This is a genomic window from Flavobacterium sp. RSP46, from assembly GCF_003984825.1.
Lineage (GTDB): Bacteria > Bacteroidota > Bacteroidia > Flavobacteriales > Flavobacteriaceae > Flavobacterium.
In genome coordinates this window covers 64,273-84,679 of sequence record NZ_RYDM01000004.1, presented here as the reverse complement: position 1 = coordinate 84,679, position 20,407 = coordinate 64,273, and the positions used below count along the sequence as shown (strand labels likewise).

The following is a 20,407-nucleotide window of genomic DNA, read 5'->3' as shown; positions in this document are numbered from 1 at the left end:
AAAAACTTTGAATGCCCGACAGGGTTTTGAACCCTGTCAGGCATGTAAATCTACTTATGACTTTCAAACAAAAAATACATACCCATTACCTGCAATTAGTTCAGGATCGAATCGATGTTTTCAAAGACATGATTGTGGCACTTACCGAAGATTCTAAAAACGATGCTAAAGGTTCAGCCGGAGATAAACATGAAACCGCTTTGTCTATGATGCACATTGAGCAGGAAAAACTCAATCGTAAATTGAGAGAAGTACTGGATCAAAAAATAGTTTTGGATAAAATTGATGCGACTATAATCGCCGAAACGATTATTGTGGGGAGCTTGGTAAGAGCAAATGGAATCTATTTGTACCTGAGTGTGGCACTTCCTAAAATCAATGTCGAAGGAATCAATATTATCGCATTATCTCCGCAATCACCTTTGGGAAATAAACTGATGGGAAATCAAGAAGGGTTTACTTTTGAGATAAATGGTACGAAGTATTTGGTTGAGGAAATTAAATAAAAATCCGTTATTTACATCCGTCTCATTTGCGTCCCATTTTACAATCCGCAACTTCAATTCTATTTTTAGCACCTTTCCATTACGGTTTAAACGTAAATTCTATTTTTTAGTTATAAATTATAACTAAAAAGAGTATTTGCGTTTTTCAATTAGAACTATAACTCCATCTTTGCCCTATCAAAATGAACAAAGCAGGTTTCTTTCATAACTTGACTCGAGAGTTTTACTCGAACAGGCGAAGCAAACCTTAAACTTTAAACAAAAAAATTATGTGCGGAATAGTATGTGCCTTTGATTTAAAACAAAAAGCGGAAGTTTTAAGACCGCAAGTATTAGAAATGTCTAAAATTATCCGTCATCGTGGACCGGACTGGAGTGGAATTTTTAGTAATGAAAAAGCCATTTTGTCTCACGAACGACTGGCAATCGTTGATCCTGCTTCAGGGAAACAACCGTTGTTCAGTGAAGACAAACAACTTGTTTTAGCCGCAAATGGTGAAATTTACAACCACAGAGAATTACGTAAACAATTTGAGGGTAAATATAACTTTCAAACCGAAAGTGACTGCGAAGTAATTCTAGCACTTTACAAAGAAAAAGGGCCTCATTTTATAGATGAAATGAATGGGATTTTTGGATTTGCTATTTATGATGTCGAAAAAGACGAGTATTTTGTTGCTCGGGATCACATGGGAATTATTCCATTATACATAGGTTGGGATGAACACGGAACTTTTTATGTGGCTTCTGAATTGAAAGCATTAGAAGGCTATTGTACTAAAATTCAATTGTTTCCTCCAGGACATTATATGTCAAGTAAAGATGGCGAATTTGTACAATGGTACAAAAGAGAATGGACAGATTATGATGCTGTAAAAGACAACGTAACCAGCATTGACGAAATTAAAGTGGCTTTAGAAGCAGCGGTTCACAGACAATTGATGAGTGATGTACCTTATGGAGTATTGCTTTCAGGAGGATTAGATTCTTCTATTACTTCGGCTGTGGCCAAAAAATATGCGCAAAAACGTATTGAATCCGGAGATGTTGCTGATGCTTGGTATCCGCAATTGCATTCTTTCTCGGTGGGATTAGAGGGCTCTCCGGATTTAGCAGCAGCTCAAATCGTAGCGGATCATATTGGAACCATTCACCACGAAATTAAATTCACTATTCAAGAAGGGTTAGATGCAATTAAAGATGTAATTTACAACTTAGAAACGTATGATGTGACTACAATAAGGGCGTCGACACCAATGTGGTTGATGGCAAGAGTTATTAAATCTATGGGTATCAAAATGGTGTTATCAGGTGAAGGAGCAGATGAACTTTTTGGAGGATATTTGTATTTTCACAAAGCGCCAAACGCGAGAGAATTTCACGAAGAAAACGTACGTAAATTAGGTAAATTGCACATGTACGATTGTTTACGAGCGAACAAAAGTTTAGCAGCATGGGGAATTGAAGGACGTGTGCCATTTTTAGATAAAGAATTTATGGATGTGGCGATGCGCGTTAATCCACAAGATAAAATGATCAATGCAGAACATCCTATGGAAAAGTGGGTGGTTCGTAAAGCTTTTGAAGAGATGTTGCCGCCAAGTGTAGCTTGGAGACAAAAAGAACAATTTAGTGATGGTGTAGGTTATGGGTGGATTGATACATTAAAAGAAGTTGTAGCTGTTGAAATTTCGGATGAACAATTAGCAAATGCTAAATATAAATTTCCGTTGCAAACTCCTACTTCAAAAGAGGAATATTATTACCGTTCTATTTTTCATGAGCATTTTCCAAGTGATGCCGCCGCTTTGTGTGTGCCGCAAGAAGCAAGTGTGGCGTGTAGTACAAAAATTGCATTGGAATGGGATGAGGCTTTCAAGAACATGAATGATCCGTCAGGAAGAGCGGTGGCAAGTGTGCATGATGATGCGTATGCAAAAGCATAAATACAATTAATTAAGATTTTATAAATAGATAAAACGCTCTCCATTTTGAGAGCGTTTTTTTATGAGAAACATATTTCGAGAGCAGTTTAGAATTTGAAAAAACATTATAATTACACATTGTCTAAAATAATTAGGAGGAGTTCTTTATATTAGCAAAACTAAAATGTTTATTATGAGATATATTACTTTATTCTTTGTTTTATTTTTATTGATTTCGTGTGATCAAAAAAATAAGATTTCCGTTGATACCATTATTACCGGTGCCACTATTTACACGGTCAATAACTCCTTTGAGAAAGCTTCGGCTATGGCAATCGATGAAGGTAAAATTATCGCTATTGGGACTAATGGTGAGATTTCAAAACAATATGAATCCAAGAATACGATAGATGCGGAAGGCAAATTCATTTATCCAGGCCTGATTGATGCACATTGCCATTTTTATAGCTATGGATTGAGCTTGCAGGAATCGGATTTGCGCGGTACCAAAAGCATGAACGAAATAATTTCCCGTTTAAAGGCTTTTCAAAAAGATAAAAATCCAACCTTTATTGTGGGTAATGGTTGGGATCAAAACGATTGGAAAGTCAAAAAGTATCCAACAAAAGCAGATTTAGATGTTGCGTTTCCTGATATTCCTGTAGTTTTAAATCGAATCGACGGTCATGCCATTATCGTGAATAGTAAAGCTTTGAAGTTAGCAGGAATCACAAAGGATACGAAAGCTGTTGGTGGTCAGATTGAAATTGCAAACGGGGAGCCAACAGGAATTTTAGTAGACAATCCAATGGAATTAGTGTTCAAAATAATTCCAAAACCAACCCGTAAAACACAAATAGCCGCTTTGCTTGATGCCGAAAAAGTGATGTTTGATTACGGATTGACGACTGTAAATGATGCAGGATTGGATCCGGACATTATTCACTTGATGGATAGTTTGCAAAAGGCAAAAGTGATGAAGCTTAATGTATATGCAATGATTACTGCAAATCAAAAAAACATTGATTTATACTTAAAAAAAGGAATTTATAAAACAGATAATCTAAATGTGCGTTCCTTTAAAATGTATGGTGATGGTGCTTTGGGTTCGCGTGGAGCGTGCATGCACAAACCGTATTCCGACAAGCCAGGCGAATATGGCGCTTTGTTGGCACCAATTTCTGGATTAAGCGATGTAGCTAGACAAATTGCAGCTTCAAATTTTCAGTTGAATACACATGCCATTGGCGATTCAGCAAATACGGTGATTTTGAAAATTTACAGAGAAGTTTTGACAGGCACAAAAGACCGAAGATGGAAAATTGAGCACGCTCAAGTTTTGCGTGAAGCGGATTTTGACTATTTCAAATTTGGAATTATTCCTTCGGTTCAACCCACGCATGCTACATCTGATATGTATTGGGCTGAAGACAGATTGGGGAAAGAAAGGCTGAAAAATGCCTATGCTTATAAAAAATTACTTCAAAAAGCTGGAATGGTAGCTCTTGGAACTGATTTCCCAGTAGAGGAAGTGAATCCGATGCTTACTTTTCATGCTGCTGTAGCCAGAAAAGACAGTAAGGAATATCCAAAAGAGGGCTTTCAAATGGAAAATGCGTTGACTAGAGTTGAAACTTTAAGAGGAATGACTATTTGGGCCGCCTATTCTAATTTTGAAGAAAAAGAAAAAGGAAGTCTGGAAGTAGGAAAATGGGCTGATTTTGTGATGTTTGACCAGGATTTAATTATGGTGAAAGAGAATATGATAGTAAAAATGAAACCAACGAATACCTATTTAAAAGGTCAGAAAGTGAAGTAATTAAACGGATGCGTTTATGAGTTATAGTTGTTATAGTAGGTTTGGTTTTTCTGATAATTAAATTACATTTTTGATGTTAAACGTATTTTTTTGTTTTAAATAGTAACTAAATATCATAATTGTGTTTTGTATTTGTAACTGCTATTGCATATTTGTCGACTTAGAATTGGGAAAAAATAAAAATATAGAGTTATGTGCGGAATATTAGCCATTATCGGAAGAGGAAAAGAGGAACAATTGTTTGGAGCACTTTCAAAAAGAATGACGCATCGTGGTCCGGATGAAAGTGATTTACATGTTACTGAAAAAGGGCATATTTTAAGTCACGAACGATTGTCTATAATTGATTTACATTCTGGAAAACAACCGATACAAGGCACAAAAACGGCCTATATGGTTCATAATGGCGAAATATACAATCATCAGGAATTGAGAGATGGTGTGTTGAAAAGGCATGCTTTTAGAACCAAATCAGATTCAGAGGTTATTGTGCATTTGTACGAAGAGTTTGGATACGATTTTTGCAATATGCTGGATGGCGACTGGGCTTTTGTGGTAGTAGATGGCGATGATTTTATTGCCGGCAGAGATCCAATGGGAGTGAAACCGTTGTATTATGGTTTGGACGAAAGAGGAAGGATCTATTTTTCCTCCGAAATGAAACCTATTGCGGATCAGTGTAAAACATTTTCTACTTTTCCTCCGGGACATTATTATACTCAAAAAACAGGTTTTGTGAAATATTACAAACCGGAATATGAAGATTATTTAAAAGCCGACCAAGAATTAGATTTGGATTTAATCAGGGAAACGTTGACTGAAGCAACTCGTAAGCGTTTAATGAGCGATGTACCCATTGGAGTGTTGCTTTCAGGAGGATTGGATTCTTCATTAACATCAGCAATTGCTTCTAGGTTATTGGCGGAAAGCGGCAAAAAATTACAATCATTTTCTATTGGATTAAATGCGGATGCGCCAGATGCTGCGGCTGCCAGAAAAGTAGCGGAATTTTTAGGGACTGAACATCATGAAATTCATTTTACTGTTGCAGAAGGAATAAAAATCTTAGATAAATTAATCTGGCATTTAGAAACGTATGACGTGACTTCGGTTAGAGCAAGTACACCAATGTATTTCTTGTCGAAAGCAATTACGGATTTAGGTGTAAAAGTGGTGCTCTCAGGCGAAGGAGCCGATGAGATTTTTGGGGGATATTTGTATTTTAGAAATGCACCTTCGGCGGAGGATTTCCAAAAGGAAACTATTGAAAGAGTACAGAAATTGTTTACCGCCGATTTGTTAAGAGCGGACAAATCAACGATGGCGCACGGATTAGAAACCAGAGTTCCGTTTTTAGACAAAGCGTTTTTGGATGTGTCAATTCGCATCAAAGCAGAAGAAAAGATGCCTAAAACGTACGATGGAAAAGAAAAATACATTTTAAGAAAAGCATTTGATACGCCAGATAATCCGTATCTGCCTGAAGAGGTTTTGTGGAGACAAAAAGAACAATTTTCGGATGGAGTAGGATACAATTGGATTGATGAATTAATTGATTATTGTGCTACGCAAGTTACGGATGAGCAATTAGCTGGAGCTGTAGCTGAATTTCCGTATAATTCTCCTACAACTAAAGAAGCGTATTTTTACAGGTCGGTATTTAATAAATATTATCCGCAAGTAAGTGCGGCACAAACGGTTAGGAAGTGGATTCCAAAATGGCAGGAAAACCTTGATCCAAGCGGAAGAGCGAATGCGGCACACGTTCAGGCAGATACTGAAATTGCCAAAATAGGAGTTGTAGTTTGAAACAATAATTTAAATTTTTTATAAATGAAGAACGCTCTCAATTTTGAGAGCGTTTTTTTGTAATTATATGAACAAATGTTAATAACTTAAGGGCTTTAAAAGGGAATTTAACGGTTATATAATTTGCGTTTTTATATATTTGCGTGTTAGACAAAAAGTACATTTTTTTTAGAATAAAATATATATGAGCGAAGAAATCAAGAAGGACAGTTATTCAGCAGATAGTATTCAGGCATTAGAAGGAATGGAACACGTAAGGATGCGTCCTTCGATGTATATTGGAGATGTGGGAGTTCGAGGTCTGCATCATTTAGTGTATGAGGTTGTGGATAACTCTATTGATGAGGCAATGGGAGGCCATTGTGATACCATAATAGTTGATATTAATGAAGATGGATCCGTTTCTGTTGAAGATAATGGGCGTGGTATTCCGGTAGGAATTCATAAAAAAGAAGGGGTTTCAGCATTAGAGGTTGTAATGACCAAGATTGGTGCCGGAGGAAAATTTGACAAAGATTCGTATAAAGTTTCCGGTGGTCTTCACGGTGTAGGGGTTTCGGTGGTAAATGCATTGTCAAACCATTTGAGAGCTACAGTTCACAGTAGTGATGGTAAAATATACGAACAAGAATACGAAAAAGGGAAAGCATTATACCCGGTTAAGCAAATTGGAGAAACGACTAAGAGAGGGACAATTGTTACTTTTTATCCGGATCCAAGCATATTTACCCAAACTATTGAGTATTCGTATGATACTTTATCGGCTCGTATGCGTGAATTATCTTATTTGAATAAAGGAATCACGATTACATTTACGGATAAAAGAGAATTTGATAAAGACGGAAATTTTGTTTCAGAAGTATTTCATTCTGACGAAGGTTTAAAAGAATACATCCGTTACTTAGATGGGAACCGTGAGCCAATTATTGCGCACGTAATTTCTATGGATCATGAAAAAGGAGAAATTCCGGTAGAGGTGGCGTTAATTTACAATACCAGCTATACGGAAAATATTTTCTCGTATGTGAATAATATCAATACGCATGAGGGAGGAACGCACTTGCAAGGTTTTAGAACCGGTCTTACAAGATCGTTAAAGAAATACGCAGATGCTTCCGGAATGTTAGACAAATTGAAATTTGATATTTCAGGAGACGATTTCCGGGAAGGATTGACCGCTATTATTTCGGTAAAAGTGCAGGAGCCACAATTTGAAGGACAAACGAAAACGAAACTTGGGAACAGAGAAGTTGTTTCTCCTGTAAGTCAAGCGGTAAGTGAGATGATTGAAAACTATTTGGAAGAAAATCCAAATGATGCCCGTATCATTGTTCAAAAAGTTATTCTTGCAGCACAAGCACGTCACGCAGCCAAAAAAGCACGTGAAATGGTACAACGCAAAACCGTAATGGGTGGCGGTGGATTGCCAGGAAAATTATCAGATTGTTCAGAACAGGATCCAGCAAAATGTGAAGTATACCTTGTCGAGGGAGATTCGGCGGGAGGAACCGCAAAACAAGGTCGTGATCGTGCGTTTCAAGCTATTTTACCTTTGCGTGGTAAGATTTTGAACGTAGAAAAAGCAATGCATCACAAGGTTTTTGAAAACGAAGAGATTCGAAATATATTTACTGCGCTAGGCGTTACAATAGGAACTGCCGAAGACAGCAAAGCATTAAATATCGAAAAATTACGCTACCACAAAGTAATCATTATGTGTGATGCCGATGTCGATGGTAGTCATATTTCTACTTTAATCTTGACGTTCTTCTTTAGATTTATGAAAGAATTAATCGAACAAGGGCACGTATATATTGCCGCACCGCCTTTGTATTTAGTTAAAAAAGGAAACAAAAAAGAATACGCATGGAATGATTTGCAACGTGATCAGGCAAATGAAAGAATGGGCGGAAGTGCAGGAATTCAACGTTATAAAGGTCTTGGAGAGATGAACGCAGAGCAATTATGGGAAACTACAATGGATCCAAGTTTTAGAACATTGCGTCAGGTAACTATTGACAGTTTGGCGGAAGCCGATAGAGTTTTCTCAATGTTAATGGGTGATGAAGTACCACCACGAAGAGAATTTATTGAGAAAAACGCAGTTTACGCAAATATTGATGCGTAACGTAACGTAATCATCCGTTTTTATTCTAATAGAATAACGCAAAAAAAGTAACCAAATTAACAAATAACCGAATAAACTTTAAAATATGAAAGTTACCATTGTAGGAGCAGGAAATGTAGGAGCAACATGTGCGGACGTGATTTCTTATAGAGGAATTGCCAGCGAAGTAGTACTATTGGATATTAGAGAAGGTTTTGCTGAAGGAAAAGCGTTAGATATCATGCAATGTGCTACCAATACTGGTTTTAATACCAAAGTATCAGGTGTTACCAATGATTATGCTAAAACAGCAGGAAGTGATGTAGTGGTAATTACATCTGGAATTCCAAGAAAACCAGGAATGACTCGGGAAGAATTAATAGGAATTAATGCAGGAATCGTGAAAACGGTTGCTGAAAATGTATTGAAGCATTCACCGGATACTATTATAGTGGTCGTTTCTAATCCTATGGATACCATGACATATTTGGCATTGAAATCTACGGGATTACCAAAAAACAGAATTATTGGGATGGGTGGAGCGTTAGACAGTTCTCGTTTTAGAACGTATTTGTCTTTGGCTTTAGACAAACCGGCCAATGATATTTCAGCAATGGTTATTGGGGGACACGGCGATACTACTATGATTCCTTTGACACGATTAGCATCTTATAACGGAATTCCGGTTTCACAATTTCTATCTGAAGAGGAATTGCAAAAAGTAGCTGCCGATACTATGGTTGGTGGAGCTACACTTACAGGACTGCTTGGAACATCGGCATGGTATGCTCCCGGAGCTTCCGTTGCTTTCTTGGTGGATAGTATTTTAAATGATCAAAAGAAAATGATTGCATGTTCTGTTTTCGTTGAAGGAGAATATGGTCAGGATGATATCTGTATTGGTGTTCCGTGTATTATTGGTAAAAATGGAGTAGAAGAAATTCTTGACATTAAACTAAATGATGCTGAAAAAGCCTTATTTGCTAAAAGTGCAGACGCAGTCAGACAAATGAATGAAGCTTTAAAATCGATTTTGGTATAAAAATTTACATATAAAAAAGAGAAGACTGCATCTTTGCAGTCTTTTTCTTGAGATTAATCTATAAATAAATTGGTTAATCTTACCGTTAATTATATATTTGCTCGGTTTAAAAAAAATGAAGTAGCTCGATATATTCTTTTATAATATAAAAAACGAATGTAAAGTGTTCTTTCATAAGGTTTAAAGCAAAAATAAATAAATATAAAATAATTAATTTTTAGTAATAATGCAGAATAAAGGACTTATTAAATTTTTCGCAATTCTATTTGCATTGGTAAGTATTTACCAACTTTCGTTCACTTTTGTCGCGAGCAAAATTAAAAATGATGCGAAATCTTTTGCGGGTGGAAACCCTGATAAAGAAGCTAAATATTTAGATTCTATCGGTAAAGAAAAAGTATTTAGCCTTGGGTTTACTAATTTTACTTATAATGAAGTAAGTGATAAGCAAATCAACAAAGGTCTTGACTTAGAAGGAGGTATTAATGTAATACTTCAAATATCTGTTAAAGACATATTGAAAGGTTTATCGAATAACTCAAAAAATCCGGTTTTTAATAAATCTTTGGCTGATGCAACAGCAACTCTAAAAGGAAATCAAACCTATTTAGATGCATTTTTCAATGCTTTTGAAGCGAATTCAAAAGGAACCGTAAAATTAGCTTCTCCTGATATTTTTGCAAACAGAAGTTTGCAAGGTGAAGGTGGAGTCGATTTTCAAATGACCGATGCTGAGGTAGAAAAAGTAATCAAAAGAAAAGTAGATGAGTCTGTAGAAAGTGCTTTTGGTGTATTGAGAGAGCGTATAGACAAATTTGGTGTTACCCAACCTAACATTCAAAAATTAGGGGAGACGGGAAGAATTCTTGTAGAACTTCCTGGGGCTAAAGATGTAGACAGAATTAAAAGATTATTACAAAGTACCGCTCAACTAGAGTTTTGGGAAACATATAAAATAGAAGAAATTGGTAATTTTTTGATGGCAGCTAACGAGTCATTGAAGAAAACTGAAATCAATATTGCCGAAGTTAAACCCGTTGTGAAAGATTCTTTGAGCGCTTTGCTTTCGGATGGTAAAGATTCAGCTGATGCAAAAAAAGGAAATAATCCTTTATTTGATAAAATCATTGGACAAGGTGGAGGTCCAGTTTTGGGACTTTTCTCTCCAAAAGATACGGCTGTTGTAAACGGATATTTAAAAAGAGCGGATATTAGAGTTTTATTGGCTGCAGACCAGCGGTATGTGAAATTTGTTTGGGGAAAACCTTTGACTATTAAAGACGATAAAGCAAAAGCTGTTGAAGCAGTAGAATTATATGCTTTAAAAGGAAACCGAGACAATGTACCGGCAATGGCTGGTGGTGTGGTTACAGATGCAAGTGATACCTTTGACCAATCAGGTAAACCAGCAGTTTCAATGCAAATGAACGGACAAGGTGCAAAAGCATGGGAAGAATTAACAGGTAGAGCATACACTCAAAAAAGTAATATTGCTATTGTTCTTGATGATGTGGTGTATTCTGCACCAGGAGTTTCAACAGGTCCAATTTCAGGAGGTAGATCTGAAATTTCAGGAGCTTTTGATGTTACAGAAACTAAAGATTTAGCAAATGTATTGAGAGCAGGTAAATTACCGGCTGCCGCAGATATTGTTCAGTCAGAAGTGGTAGGGCCATCCTTAGGTCAGGAAGCAATTGATAACGGGACTAATTCTGCTTTGTTAGGATTGCTTTTAGTGTCACTCTGGATGATGATTTATTACGGCAGAGCAGGTTGGTATGCTAATATTGCATTAGCGGTTAACTTACTTTTCTTATTCGGAATTTTAGCAAGTATTGGTGCAGTTCTTACATTGCCAGGTATTGCAGGTATCGTATTGACAATGGGAACAGCTGTTGATGCGAATATCATTATCTACGAAAGAGCAAAAGAAGAGTTGCGTGCGGGTAAAACACTAGAAGAAGCCGTTAAAACTTCCTATAGCTGGAGAGGAGCAATGTCCTCTATTACAGATGCCAATGTAACGCATATTTTGACTGGAGCTGTATTGTTCATTTTTGGTTCAGGACCAATTAAGGGGTTTGCTACTACTTTATTGATTGGTATTATAACCTCATTGTTTACTTCTATTTTTATTGCGCGAATTTTTATTGACTGGAACATTAGTAAAAAGAACAATTTGACGTTTGTTACTAATTTCTCTAAAAATATGTTTGTCAATTTCAAGTTTAATTTCTTGGGAGTTAAAAAATGGACGTATTTATTTTCTAGTATTATAGTTGTTATCAGTTTTACTTCATTAGCAATTAACGGTCTTGATGAAGGAGTCGACTTTGTAGGAGGGCGAACTTTTCAGGTGCGTTTTGAAAAAGCAATTGAAACTGAAACCGTAAAAGCAGAGCTAGCGGAAGTTTTTGATGGTAGTGCCGAAGTAAAAGTTTTTGGTAGTGATAATCAATTGAAAATTACCACTAAATACAAAGTGGAAGAGCCAGGAATCAAAGCAGACGAAGAAGTAAATAAATTATTGTTTACTACTTTAAAACAACATTTTTCAGCTGATATGACGTATGATAAATTTGTTAATGCTTATGATGGTAAAAAACTCGGTATTTTACAAGCGTCTAAAGTAGGGCCAACAGTTGCTGAAGATATTAAAACGAATGCTTATTGGGCGGTTCTTGGAGCAATGGCAATCGTGTTTTTATATTTGATGATCAGTTATAGAAAATGGCAATACAGTTTAGGAGCGATTGCTGCTGTTGCCCACGATGTTATTTTTGTGCTAGGAATTTATTCATTGTGCTATAAATTTATGCCTTTTGGTATGGAAATCGATCAGCATTTTATCGCCGCGATTCTAACCGTTATTGGGTATTCTATGAATGATACAGTTATTGTATTTGACAGGGTTCGTGAATATTTAGCCGGAAAAACTAAAGGTTCTTTCTCTGAAATCGTAAATCAATCTATTAATACAACGATGTCAAGAACTATCAATACCTCTTTGACGATGATTGTGGTGTTGTTGATCATGTTTGTTTTTGGAGGGGAATCTATCAGAGGATTTATATTTGCTATGTTAGTTGGTATCATTGTAGGGACATACTCTTCATTGTTTATTGCAACACCAGTACTTGTAGACACCATCTCAAAAGAAGATAAAGACAGAGTCGAAAAGGCGCATCTAGAAAACTAGAAACAGCTTTTTATACCAATTAAAAAAAGAGATTCAGCAAAAATTGAATCTCTTTTTTTATTTGTAACTTTAAACATGATTTTAATTCCTTTTTTGAAAACTGTATAATCAGATAAACGAAAATACTAGTAGTTATGCGGATGAAAGTATTAGTTATTTTAGTTTTAGTCCTTTGTACAATTCCATTTTATGCCCAAGAAAAGACAAGTAAAGTTGATCTGGGTTTTTCGTATGGAATAGGAAATGAATTTAAAAACAGAAATTATACCTTTACAAATAAGTCTTATAAGGTGCAAATTTATTATGTTGTAAAACAAACGAAGAATTTTAAATACGCACTAGTGCTTCAGCCAGAAATTAATTTTGCAAGCCATCAACTCCTAAATATTTATTTTGTGGAGCCCGATGATCCGGATTATATTGTAAAACGGGAGCGCTATACAAAGCTAAAAGATGTAAAAGAATACGTTCTTAGTCTTGGCTTTTTAGTGCGAAAACCAGTCTTTAAATCGGCGAGTATTTATGTTTTAGGGAGCATAGGTCCAATGATTACAGATACAGAAACGGAACGACTCTCCAAAGGTTTTGCCTTTTCAGATGTTTTAGCGGTAGGATTTACTTTTAGGTTTAAGGGTGTGACTTTAGACGTAAGACCAAATATTCGTCATGTGTCTAATGGGGGATTACAGAAAACCAATGCGGGATATACGACTAAAAACATTGACTTTGGGTTCTCCTTTTCGTTATAAAGAAAGCGTTAGCTACTAAGATGCAGCTAACGCTTTTTTTGTTGTAACGTATTGTTATTTAGTTTGTTATTTCTTTTTCTGACGTAAGAATAAAATACAGTCCTATAAGAATAAAGGGGATACTAAGCCATTGTCCGGTTGAAAATAAACCTAAAGCACTTTCAAAACCGCCTTGACTTTCCTTAACAGATTCTACTATAAAACGGACTGTAAATAAAAGAACCAGGAACATACCAAATATAAATCCGGTATACCTTCTTTTTTCGGTTTTCCAATACAGGAAAAATAAGACTGCAAAAACAAAAATATAACAGAATGCCTCGTACAATTGAGTAGGATGTCTTACCGGAACTTGTTCCAGTAAAGAGACAAATTTAGGGTCGTTCGCAATGGCTGAGTACGCAGCTTGAGGATTGGGTATTTGAGTCGCATTGACCGCGTCCATAGCACTAAAATGGTCTTTCAAGAATTTTATTCCAAAGTCAGAAGTCGTTTTATGACCAATAATCTCCGAATTAAAAAAGTTACCCAATCTGACGAAAATAGCACCGCTTGCAACAGGAATAACCACCCGGTCCAAAATCCATAACTGGGGTTTTTTCAATATATTTTTACTGTAAAAATACATAGCAATAATTATTGATATGGCAGCACCATGACTTGCTAAACCTTGAAAACCTGTGAATTCCCATCCTTTTATAATGTATAAAATCGTTTCGTTTGGATTTTCTCGTATTGGCATAAAAATTTCCAATAAATGATTGCGATAATACTCCCAATCGTAAAAGAAAACGTGACCCAAACGTGCACCAAGTAAGGTCGCTAATACAGTCCAGATAAATAACGAATCTAATTTTTCTATTGATTCCCCTTCACGATCAAAGATATTTTTCATAATATACCAGCCTAATCCAAAAGCAATTACAAACATTAAACTGTAATAACGAATGATAAAAAAGCCTAAATCAATTCCTTCTGATGGATTCCAAACGATGTTTAAAGCGTGTGTCATGTATTGTATTTTATATGTTTGACGTAAAAATAGAGATTAAATGTAAAATTCGTATTAAAAAAGAGAATCTTTATGCGTACATGATTTTTTGGGAACCGGATCATAGCCGGTTTTTCCCCAAGGATGGCAACTAAAAACACGTTTTATACCTAAAAACCCGCCATAAAACAAACCGTGGGTTTGTAAAGCTTCAATCATATACGAGGAGCACGTGGGTTCAAATCTACAAGCCGCAGGTGTAAAGGGTGAAATGGCCACTTGATAGAAACGAACCAATAGTAAAAATGGGTAAATGATGATTTTTGATAACATGATTTTAAAATTAAAACTTCTCTGTTGTTATTCAAAATTATTTTTCAGTTGTAATCGATTTCGGTATTTAGCGGACTAGATACTAAACGAAGTTCCTTCTTTACCATCTTTTAACTGAATTCCTAATACAATCAATTGATCCCTTATTTGATCAGAAAGTGCAAAATTCTTATTGTCGCGAGCTTGTTTTCTCATTTCAATAAGCATATTGACCGTTCCTTCTAACTTATCGTTATTGCTGTCCGAGACTTTTTCGTCTTCTAATCCTAATACGTCAAACGCAAATGCATGCATTGTTTTTGCAAAATGGTTTAAATCTTCCGCATTCAAGGTCTCTTTTTCATCCTTTAGTAAATTGATAAAACGTACACCTTCAAACAACTGCGCAATCAAAATAGGAGTGTTAAAATCGTCATTCATTGCATCATAACAGGTTTGTTTCCAAGCCGGAATGTCAACGGTGCTTTTTGTGTGAACAGTGATTTCTTTCAACGAATTCATCGCTTCCATCAATCGTTTGTATCCTTTTTCGGCAGCAACAATGGCATCATCAGAAAAATCAAGAATACTTCTGTAATGCGCCTGGAGCATAAAAAATCGTGCTACTGATGCTGAAAAAGCTTTACTTAAAACGGTGTTTTCTCCAGTCAATATTTCTCTTGGCAAAATATTATTTCCCGTAGATTTTGCCATTTTTTTTCCGTTCAAAGTCAACATATTGGCGTGCAGCCAATAATTAACCGGAGTTTGACCGGTACAGGCTTCGTTTTGTGCAATTTCACACTCATGATGCGGGAACTTTAAATCCATTCCGCCACCGTGAATGTCAAAATGATTACCTAAGTATTTAGTGCTCATTGCTGTACATTCTAAATGCCATCCCGGAAATCCATCACTCCACGGCGAAGGCCAACGCATAATATGTTGAGTTTCCGCTTTTTTCCAAAGCGCAAAATCCTGTGGATTTCTCTTGTCACTTTGCCCGTCAAGATCCCGGGTATTGGCTAGCATATCCTCAATGTTTCGGCCACTTAATCTGCCGTAATGATTGGTTTCATTAAATTTTACCACATCAAAATAAACAGAGCCATTGGCTTCATAACCAATTCCTTTTTCAATTATGGTTTTGATAATTTCAATTTGCTCAATAATATGTCCCGTTGCAGTAGGTTCGATACTTGGTGACAAAAAGTTAAAAGCATTCAGAATTTCATGAAAATCAACCGTATAGCGTTGCACTACTTCCATTGGTTCCAGTTGTTCCAGACGTGCTTTTTTGGCAATTTTATCCTCACCTTCATCCACATCGTCCACAATATGCCCCACATCCGTAATGTTTCTAACGTAGCGTACTTTGTATTCTAAATGCAAAAAATACCTAAAAATCACGTCAAAAGACATAAAGGTACGCACATTTCCAAGATGTACATTGCTGTAAACTGTAGGTCCACAAACATACATTCCTACATTTCCTTCATGAATAGGTTTGAAAATTTCTTTTTCTCCTGAAAGAGAATTGTATATTTTTAGATTTTGGCTATTGTATAATGGCATTGTAGATTATTGTTTTCCCCACCCCAGCCCTCCCAAAGGGAAGGGAGTTGAGACGTGAATGCGTTATTAATAATTGTTGTAATCTTGTTCTGATCTTACCAAGCTGGGCTCCCTCTCCTTTGCAGAGGGTCGGGGAGAGGACTAGAACTTAGTTTCTAATTTAATGTAATCTAAAAACTCTCTGCGAGTGACACTATCTTTAAATTTTCCGCCAAATTCAGAGGTTACGGTACTACTTTCAATATCACTGATTCCTCTTGAATTTACACAAAGGTGCTTGGCATCGATTACACAGGCTACATCTTCTGTACCTAATGCGATTTGTAATTCCTGAACAATTTGCATGGTTAAGCGCTCCTGAACCTGAGGTCTTTTAGCATAATATTCTACGATACGGTTCATTTTAGACAAACCAATAACTCTGCCGTTTGAAATATAAGCTACGTGCGCTCTTCCTATAATTGGTAATAAATGATGTTCACAGGTAGAATATACGATGATGTTTTTTTCAACTAACATTTCACCGTACTTGTAATTATTGTCAAATGTAGATGCTTTTGGTTTTTTAGCAGGATTTAAACCGCCAAAAATTTCCTTTACAAACATTTTGGCAACACGATTGGGCGTGCCTTTTAAACTATCATCGGTCAAGTCCATTCCAAGTGTGATTAGAATGCTCTCCACGTCCTTTTTTATTTTTTCAATTTTTTCCTCATCAGAAATGGCAAAAGCATCATCTCGTACTGGATTTTTTGCGGATAAACTAATATGGTTTTCTCCTATTTCGTCTTGAAATTCTTCGTTTTTTATCATTAAAAGCAACTATTATTGTTGGTGTAAATATTTAAGGGGTAAAGGTAAATAATAAAAATTAAAAAATTTCTATCGCTCCTACTATTTAAGACTACTTTATTGGTTCAGCCGCCCGTTATACTCTCTTTTTTGGATCTAAAAATAAAAGGCAATAACGAACTCGTTACTGCCTTTTATAAAATAGTTCCGGTTCCCTAAAGGGGATGTCTACCAAAATGTGTTTGATTATACTTTCGTTAGTGTCGCATTATAAACAGGAATCGCTGCTTTCAGGATTCGTACTGCGCTAATTAAATCTTCTTTCTTTAAAACATAAGCAATTCGAACCTGATTTAATCCCATTCCCGTAGTAGAGTAAAAACCGGCTGCTGGTGCTACCATTACTGTTTCTCCATTTAGGTCATAACTTTCTAATAGCCATTGCGCAAAAGCATCGGCATTAGTAATTGGTAGTTGCGCAATACAATAAAAAGCCCCTTTTGGTTTGCTTACAATAACGCCATCTATTTTATTTAATTCTTCAATCAAAGTGTCTCTGCGTTCTCTATATTCTGAAATTACTTCGTCAAAATAACTTTGTGGAGTGTCAAGAGCAGCTTCGCTTGCAATCTGTTCAATCGTTGGTGGACTTAATCTTGCTTGTGCAAATTTCATTGCAGTAGCCATCAGTTCCTTGTTTTTAGAAACAATACATCCTATTCTGGCACCGCACATGCTGTATCTTTTTGAAACAGAATCAATCATGATTGCATGTTCTTCAAGCCCGGGAACATTCATTACGGAATAATGGACATCACCATCATAAGTAAATTCACGATATACTTCATCAGAAATTAGGAATAAATCATGTTTTTTGACTAAGGCAGCCAGTTGCATGATTTCTTCTTTTGAATATAAATAACCCGTTGGATTTCCTGGATTACAAATCAGGATCGCTTTTGTTTTTGGCGTAATCAGCTTTTCAAAATCAGCTACGGCCGGTAATGCAAAGCCGGTTTCAATACTCGAGATTACTGGAACTACAGAAACTCCCGATGCGGTTGAAAATCCATTATAATTTGCATAAAATGGTTCCGGAATAATGATCTCATCACCATGATCCATCGTGCTGCCTATAGCAAACATCAAGGCTTCAGATCCTCCGGTGGAGATTATAATATCTTCAATATGTACAGGAATTCCTTGATTTGTATAATAGGCAGCTAATTTTTTTCTATAGCTTTCATTCCCGGCGGAATGGCTGTATTCTAAAATAGTTAAATCTATATTTTTAACCGCATTCATAGCAACTTCAGGAGTTCTGATATCGGGTTGGCCAATGTTTAAATGGTATACTTTATGGCCTTTATTTTTCGCTATTTCAGAGTAGGGAACCAATTTTCGTATTGGTGATTCAGGCATTTGTTTGCCTTTATTTGATATTGTTGGCATAGTCTTAAATTATTGAATTGCAAATTTGCGATTTTTTTTTCGAATTTATCACAATTTATGCCCGGATATATCATATAAAACAAGGTTTTGTTTTATATTTTTAGTATTTTTATAGAAAGCTAGCACAATGAAAAGAACGCTAAATTTATTTTTTTTAATCTTCTCAATATCCAGTGTTTTGGCGCAGCAAGGATTTCAGTTTAAAAAAAACGGAGACAAAATTAGTGTGCCTTTCAAGTTGATCAATAATTTAGTGCTTCTGCCTATAAAAGTGAATGGAGTAGAATTGAATTTTTTATTGGATTCCGGTGTAGAAGAGACCATATTATTTAGTTTGGAAGAAAAAAAAGAAGTTCGTTTTTTTAACGCTGAAAAAGTACTATTAAGAGGATTAGGGAGTCAAGAGGCGGTCGAGGGATTGAAATCGACCAATAATATATTGCAATTCGGCAGCATGTTGTATGCGGATCATATGGTTTATATTGTTTTGAATCAGGATTTTAATTTATCCTCTCATATTGGGATTCCTGTAAACGGAATTATAGGATTTCAGTTTTTTAGAAATAATCTGGTCGAAATTAATTACTCTAAAAAGAGAGTTATAGTCTATAGCGATACCGCTAAAAATAGAAAAAAAATAGATAGAAAGTTCAAAACTATTCCTATCGCTATCGAGAAATCAAAGCCGTATTTAAAAAGTACGGTGTTGTTGAATAATAAGGAACTGGTGGTCAAGTTGCTGATTGATATAGGAAATAGTGATGCAATATGGTTGTTTCAGGATCGCTCCGAATTTCTTAAAGTTCCCCCGAAAAATTTTGCTGATTTTTTGGGCAGAGGATTTAGTGGTGATGTTGAAGGAAAAAGAGCCAGAATTCAAAAATTCGCAATGAATCAGTTTGTATTTAATAATCCAATAGTAGCTTTCCCGGACTCTACTTCAATTAGGAATGTTACTATGGTTCCTGATCGGATGGGATCAGTAGGAGGAGAGATTATGAAAAGATTTACCGTTATTTTTAATTACCCTAAAAAAGAAATGTATGTAAAAAAAAATAGTCTTTACAACGATCCTTTTGCATACAATAAAAGCGGAGTAGAGATCCAGCACAACGGATTACAGTGGGTTCAGGAAACTGTTCGGATGGAAACCGTCCCTTTGTTACCAAAATATAATGAGTCAGGCGAAACTAAAGTACTCAATGACTTTAAGTATAAATTCCAATTAAAGCCTATTTATGAGATTGCAAATGTTAGAAATAATTCGCCTGCAGCAAATTCAGGAGTACAAAAAGGCGATATTATTATTTTAATCAATAACGCTCCTGCTTATAGATATTCGTTGCAAAAAGTTAATTCTCTCTTTAGATCTGAGGAGGAAAAATGGATAACATTGGAAGTGGAAAGAAACAGTCAGATTCTGAAATTTAGATTTCAGTTACAGGATTTTCTCTAACAAAAAACGCCTCCAGAGGGTTTCAGGAAGCGTATTGATGTGTACACATGGAATTTAAATCCATCAAGTAGGTCGGGTAAAAATCAAATAGGACACATTGGATTTAGAGGAATAGTGTTTTTGTCCATTGGCTCCTTAACGCGAAAGTCTGAGGAAACAGGGTATCTCCTTGTTTTAAATAAATCACAATTGCGTGATTTAATTTGCAACTACTTCCCCTTTTATTTTTAAAGCGACTCTCCCGGAATCGTAATTCACGGCATTCGATTCAACAGTTATTGTTTTTCTAATTGGTCCGGGAGCCATATTGTATTTTATGGATATTTTTCCTGTTTTTCCCGGCATAATTGGCTCGGTTGGTTTTGTTGGAATGGTGCACCCACAAGTAGAAAGTACATTTGTAATAAGTAATGGCGCATTTCCAGTGTTCGTAAAAATAAAATTACGGGTTCCATTATCATTTTTGGTAACCCTCCCATAATCGATTGTATTGTCTTTTGCAGAAAATTCAATTTTAGGGCCATTTTGAGCAAATCCTACGGTGCTAATTAATGTGAATGCAAATAAAATTAGTATTTTTTTCATTTTCATTTTTTTAAATTCATTAAAGTAAATATACTTTGTTTTAATTAACGCACAAATTTTTATTTCCCTTTTTATAGTCTACTTAATT

15 protein-coding genes are annotated in these 20,407 nt (G+C 35.8%); 9 read left to right on the top strand and 6 right to left on the bottom strand.

Going from position 1 to position 20,407, the window contains the following annotated elements:
* Window positions 1-56 precede the first annotated feature (56 nt).
* The 8 genes from EKM01_RS08230 to EKM01_RS08195 all read left to right on the top strand — a co-directional run bounded on the left by EKM01_RS08230 (window position 57) and on the right by EKM01_RS08195 (window position 13,156).
* Window positions 57-506, top strand: coding sequence for a hypothetical protein (locus EKM01_RS08230; RefSeq protein WP_126767783.1), 450 nt, complete (start codon window positions 57-59; stop codon window positions 504-506).
* 269 nt (window positions 507-775) lie between these two features.
* Window positions 776-2,452 carry an asparagine synthase B gene (gene asnB / locus EKM01_RS08225; RefSeq protein WP_126767780.1) on the top strand — a complete coding sequence of 559 codons (1,677 nt, stop codon included), beginning with the start codon at window positions 776-778 and terminating at the stop codon, window positions 2,450-2,452.
* 172 nt (window positions 2,453-2,624) lie between these two features.
* The gene (locus tag EKM01_RS08220; RefSeq protein ID WP_126767777.1) at window positions 2,625-4,250 is read left to right on the top strand and encodes an amidohydrolase; all 1,626 of its coding nucleotides are present in this window, start codon (window positions 2,625-2,627) and stop codon (window positions 4,248-4,250) included.
* Between the two features lie 192 nt (window positions 4,251-4,442).
* Window positions 4,443-6,059 (top strand): asparagine synthase B, encoded by a 1,617-nt coding sequence (gene asnB / locus EKM01_RS08215; RefSeq protein ID WP_126461048.1) that lies wholly within the window; start codon window positions 4,443-4,445, stop codon window positions 6,057-6,059.
* A gap of 184 nt (window positions 6,060-6,243) precedes the next feature.
* Window positions 6,244-8,187 (top strand): DNA topoisomerase (ATP-hydrolyzing) subunit B, encoded by a 1,944-nt coding sequence (gene gyrB / locus EKM01_RS08210; RefSeq protein WP_126461045.1) that lies wholly within the window; start codon window positions 6,244-6,246, stop codon window positions 8,185-8,187.
* A gap of 85 nt (window positions 8,188-8,272) precedes the next feature.
* The gene (gene mdh, locus EKM01_RS08205; RefSeq protein WP_126767774.1) at window positions 8,273-9,208 is read left to right on the top strand and encodes a malate dehydrogenase; all 936 of its coding nucleotides are present in this window, start codon (window positions 8,273-8,275) and stop codon (window positions 9,206-9,208) included.
* A 226-nt stretch (window positions 9,209-9,434) separates the two neighbouring features.
* Complete coding sequence (gene secDF / locus EKM01_RS08200) at window positions 9,435-12,407, top strand: protein translocase subunit SecDF (RefSeq protein ID WP_126767771.1); 2,973 nt, start codon at window positions 9,435-9,437, stop codon at window positions 12,405-12,407.
* A 140-nt stretch (window positions 12,408-12,547) separates the two neighbouring features.
* Complete coding sequence (locus EKM01_RS08195) at window positions 12,548-13,156, top strand: acyloxyacyl hydrolase (RefSeq protein WP_233589315.1); 609 nt, start codon at window positions 12,548-12,550, stop codon at window positions 13,154-13,156.
* 58 nt (window positions 13,157-13,214) lie between these two features.
* On the opposite strand, the gene lgt is transcribed toward EKM01_RS08195, so the two are convergent.
* The 5 genes from lgt to EKM01_RS08170 all read right to left on the bottom strand — a co-directional run bounded on the left by lgt (window position 13,215) and on the right by EKM01_RS08170 (window position 18,278).
* The gene (gene lgt / locus EKM01_RS08190) at window positions 13,215-14,168 is read right to left on the bottom strand and encodes a prolipoprotein diacylglyceryl transferase (protein ID WP_126454092.1); all 954 of its coding nucleotides are present in this window, start codon (window positions 14,166-14,168) and stop codon (window positions 13,215-13,217) included.
* Window positions 14,169-14,222: 54 nt separating this feature from the next.
* Window positions 14,223-14,480, bottom strand: coding sequence for a membrane protein insertion efficiency factor YidD (yidD, locus tag EKM01_RS08185; protein WP_126461032.1), 258 nt, complete (start codon window positions 14,478-14,480; stop codon window positions 14,223-14,225).
* 75 nt (window positions 14,481-14,555) lie between these two features.
* Window positions 14,556-16,034 (bottom strand): cysteine--tRNA ligase, encoded by a 1,479-nt coding sequence (cysS, locus tag EKM01_RS08180; RefSeq protein WP_126740059.1) that lies wholly within the window; start codon window positions 16,032-16,034, stop codon window positions 14,556-14,558.
* Window positions 16,035-16,175: 141 nt separating this feature from the next.
* On the bottom strand, window positions 16,176-16,847 hold the full coding sequence (gene folE / locus EKM01_RS08175) for a GTP cyclohydrolase I FolE (protein ID WP_126454086.1): 672 nt from the start codon (window positions 16,845-16,847) through the stop codon (window positions 16,176-16,178).
* 225 nt (window positions 16,848-17,072) lie between these two features.
* Complete coding sequence (locus EKM01_RS08170; RefSeq protein WP_126767765.1) at window positions 17,073-18,278, bottom strand: pyridoxal phosphate-dependent aminotransferase; 1,206 nt, start codon at window positions 18,276-18,278, stop codon at window positions 17,073-17,075.
* A gap of 127 nt (window positions 18,279-18,405) precedes the next feature.
* Between EKM01_RS08170 and EKM01_RS08165 the strand changes: the two genes are divergently transcribed.
* A complete protein-coding gene (locus EKM01_RS08165) occupies window positions 18,406-19,734 on the top strand; it encodes a PDZ domain-containing protein (RefSeq protein ID WP_126767762.1) in 1,329 nt (442 codons plus the stop codon).
* A 198-nt stretch (window positions 19,735-19,932) separates the two neighbouring features.
* Here the strand turns inward: EKM01_RS08165 and EKM01_RS08160 are convergent, their stop codons facing one another.
* Window positions 19,933-20,319, bottom strand: a complete 387-nt coding sequence (locus tag EKM01_RS08160; RefSeq protein ID WP_126568268.1) for a DUF1573 domain-containing protein — start codon at window positions 20,317-20,319, stop codon at window positions 19,933-19,935.
* Between the last annotated feature and the right edge of the window lie 88 nt (window positions 20,320-20,407).

Coding starts and splice junctions, on each gene's coding strand:
- mdh (WP_126767774.1), top strand. CDS start 8,273: ATGAAAGTTACCATTGTAGGAGCAGGAAATGTAGGAGCAACATGTGCG.
- EKM01_RS08220 (WP_126767777.1), top strand. CDS start 2,625: ATGAGATATATTACTTTATTCTTTGTTTTATTTTTATTGATTTCGTGT.
- folE (WP_126454086.1), bottom strand. CDS start 16,847: ATGATAAAAAACGAAGAATTTCAAGACGAAATAGGAGAAAACCATATT.
- EKM01_RS08195 (WP_233589315.1), top strand. CDS start 12,548: ATGAAAGTATTAGTTATTTTAGTTTTAGTCCTTTGTACAATTCCATTT.
- gyrB (WP_126461045.1), top strand. CDS start 6,244: ATGAGCGAAGAAATCAAGAAGGACAGTTATTCAGCAGATAGTATTCAG.
- yidD (WP_126461032.1), bottom strand. CDS start 14,480: ATGTTATCAAAAATCATCATTTACCCATTTTTACTATTGGTTCGTTTC.
- EKM01_RS08160 (WP_126568268.1), bottom strand. CDS start 20,319: ATGAAAAAAATACTAATTTTATTTGCATTCACATTAATTAGCACCGTA.
- asnB (WP_126461048.1), top strand. CDS start 4,443: ATGTGCGGAATATTAGCCATTATCGGAAGAGGAAAAGAGGAACAATTG.
- EKM01_RS08165 (WP_126767762.1), top strand. CDS start 18,406: ATGAAAAGAACGCTAAATTTATTTTTTTTAATCTTCTCAATATCCAGT.
- EKM01_RS08170 (WP_126767765.1), bottom strand. CDS start 18,278: ATGCCAACAATATCAAATAAAGGCAAACAAATGCCTGAATCACCAATA.
- asnB (WP_126767780.1), top strand. CDS start 776: ATGTGCGGAATAGTATGTGCCTTTGATTTAAAACAAAAAGCGGAAGTT.
- cysS (WP_126740059.1), bottom strand. CDS start 16,034: ATGCCATTATACAATAGCCAAAATCTAAAAATATACAATTCTCTTTCA.
- secDF (WP_126767771.1), top strand. CDS start 9,435: ATGCAGAATAAAGGACTTATTAAATTTTTCGCAATTCTATTTGCATTG.
- lgt (WP_126454092.1), bottom strand. CDS start 14,168: ATGACACACGCTTTAAACATCGTTTGGAATCCATCAGAAGGAATTGAT.
- EKM01_RS08230 (WP_126767783.1), top strand. CDS start 57: ATGACTTTCAAACAAAAAATACATACCCATTACCTGCAATTAGTTCAG.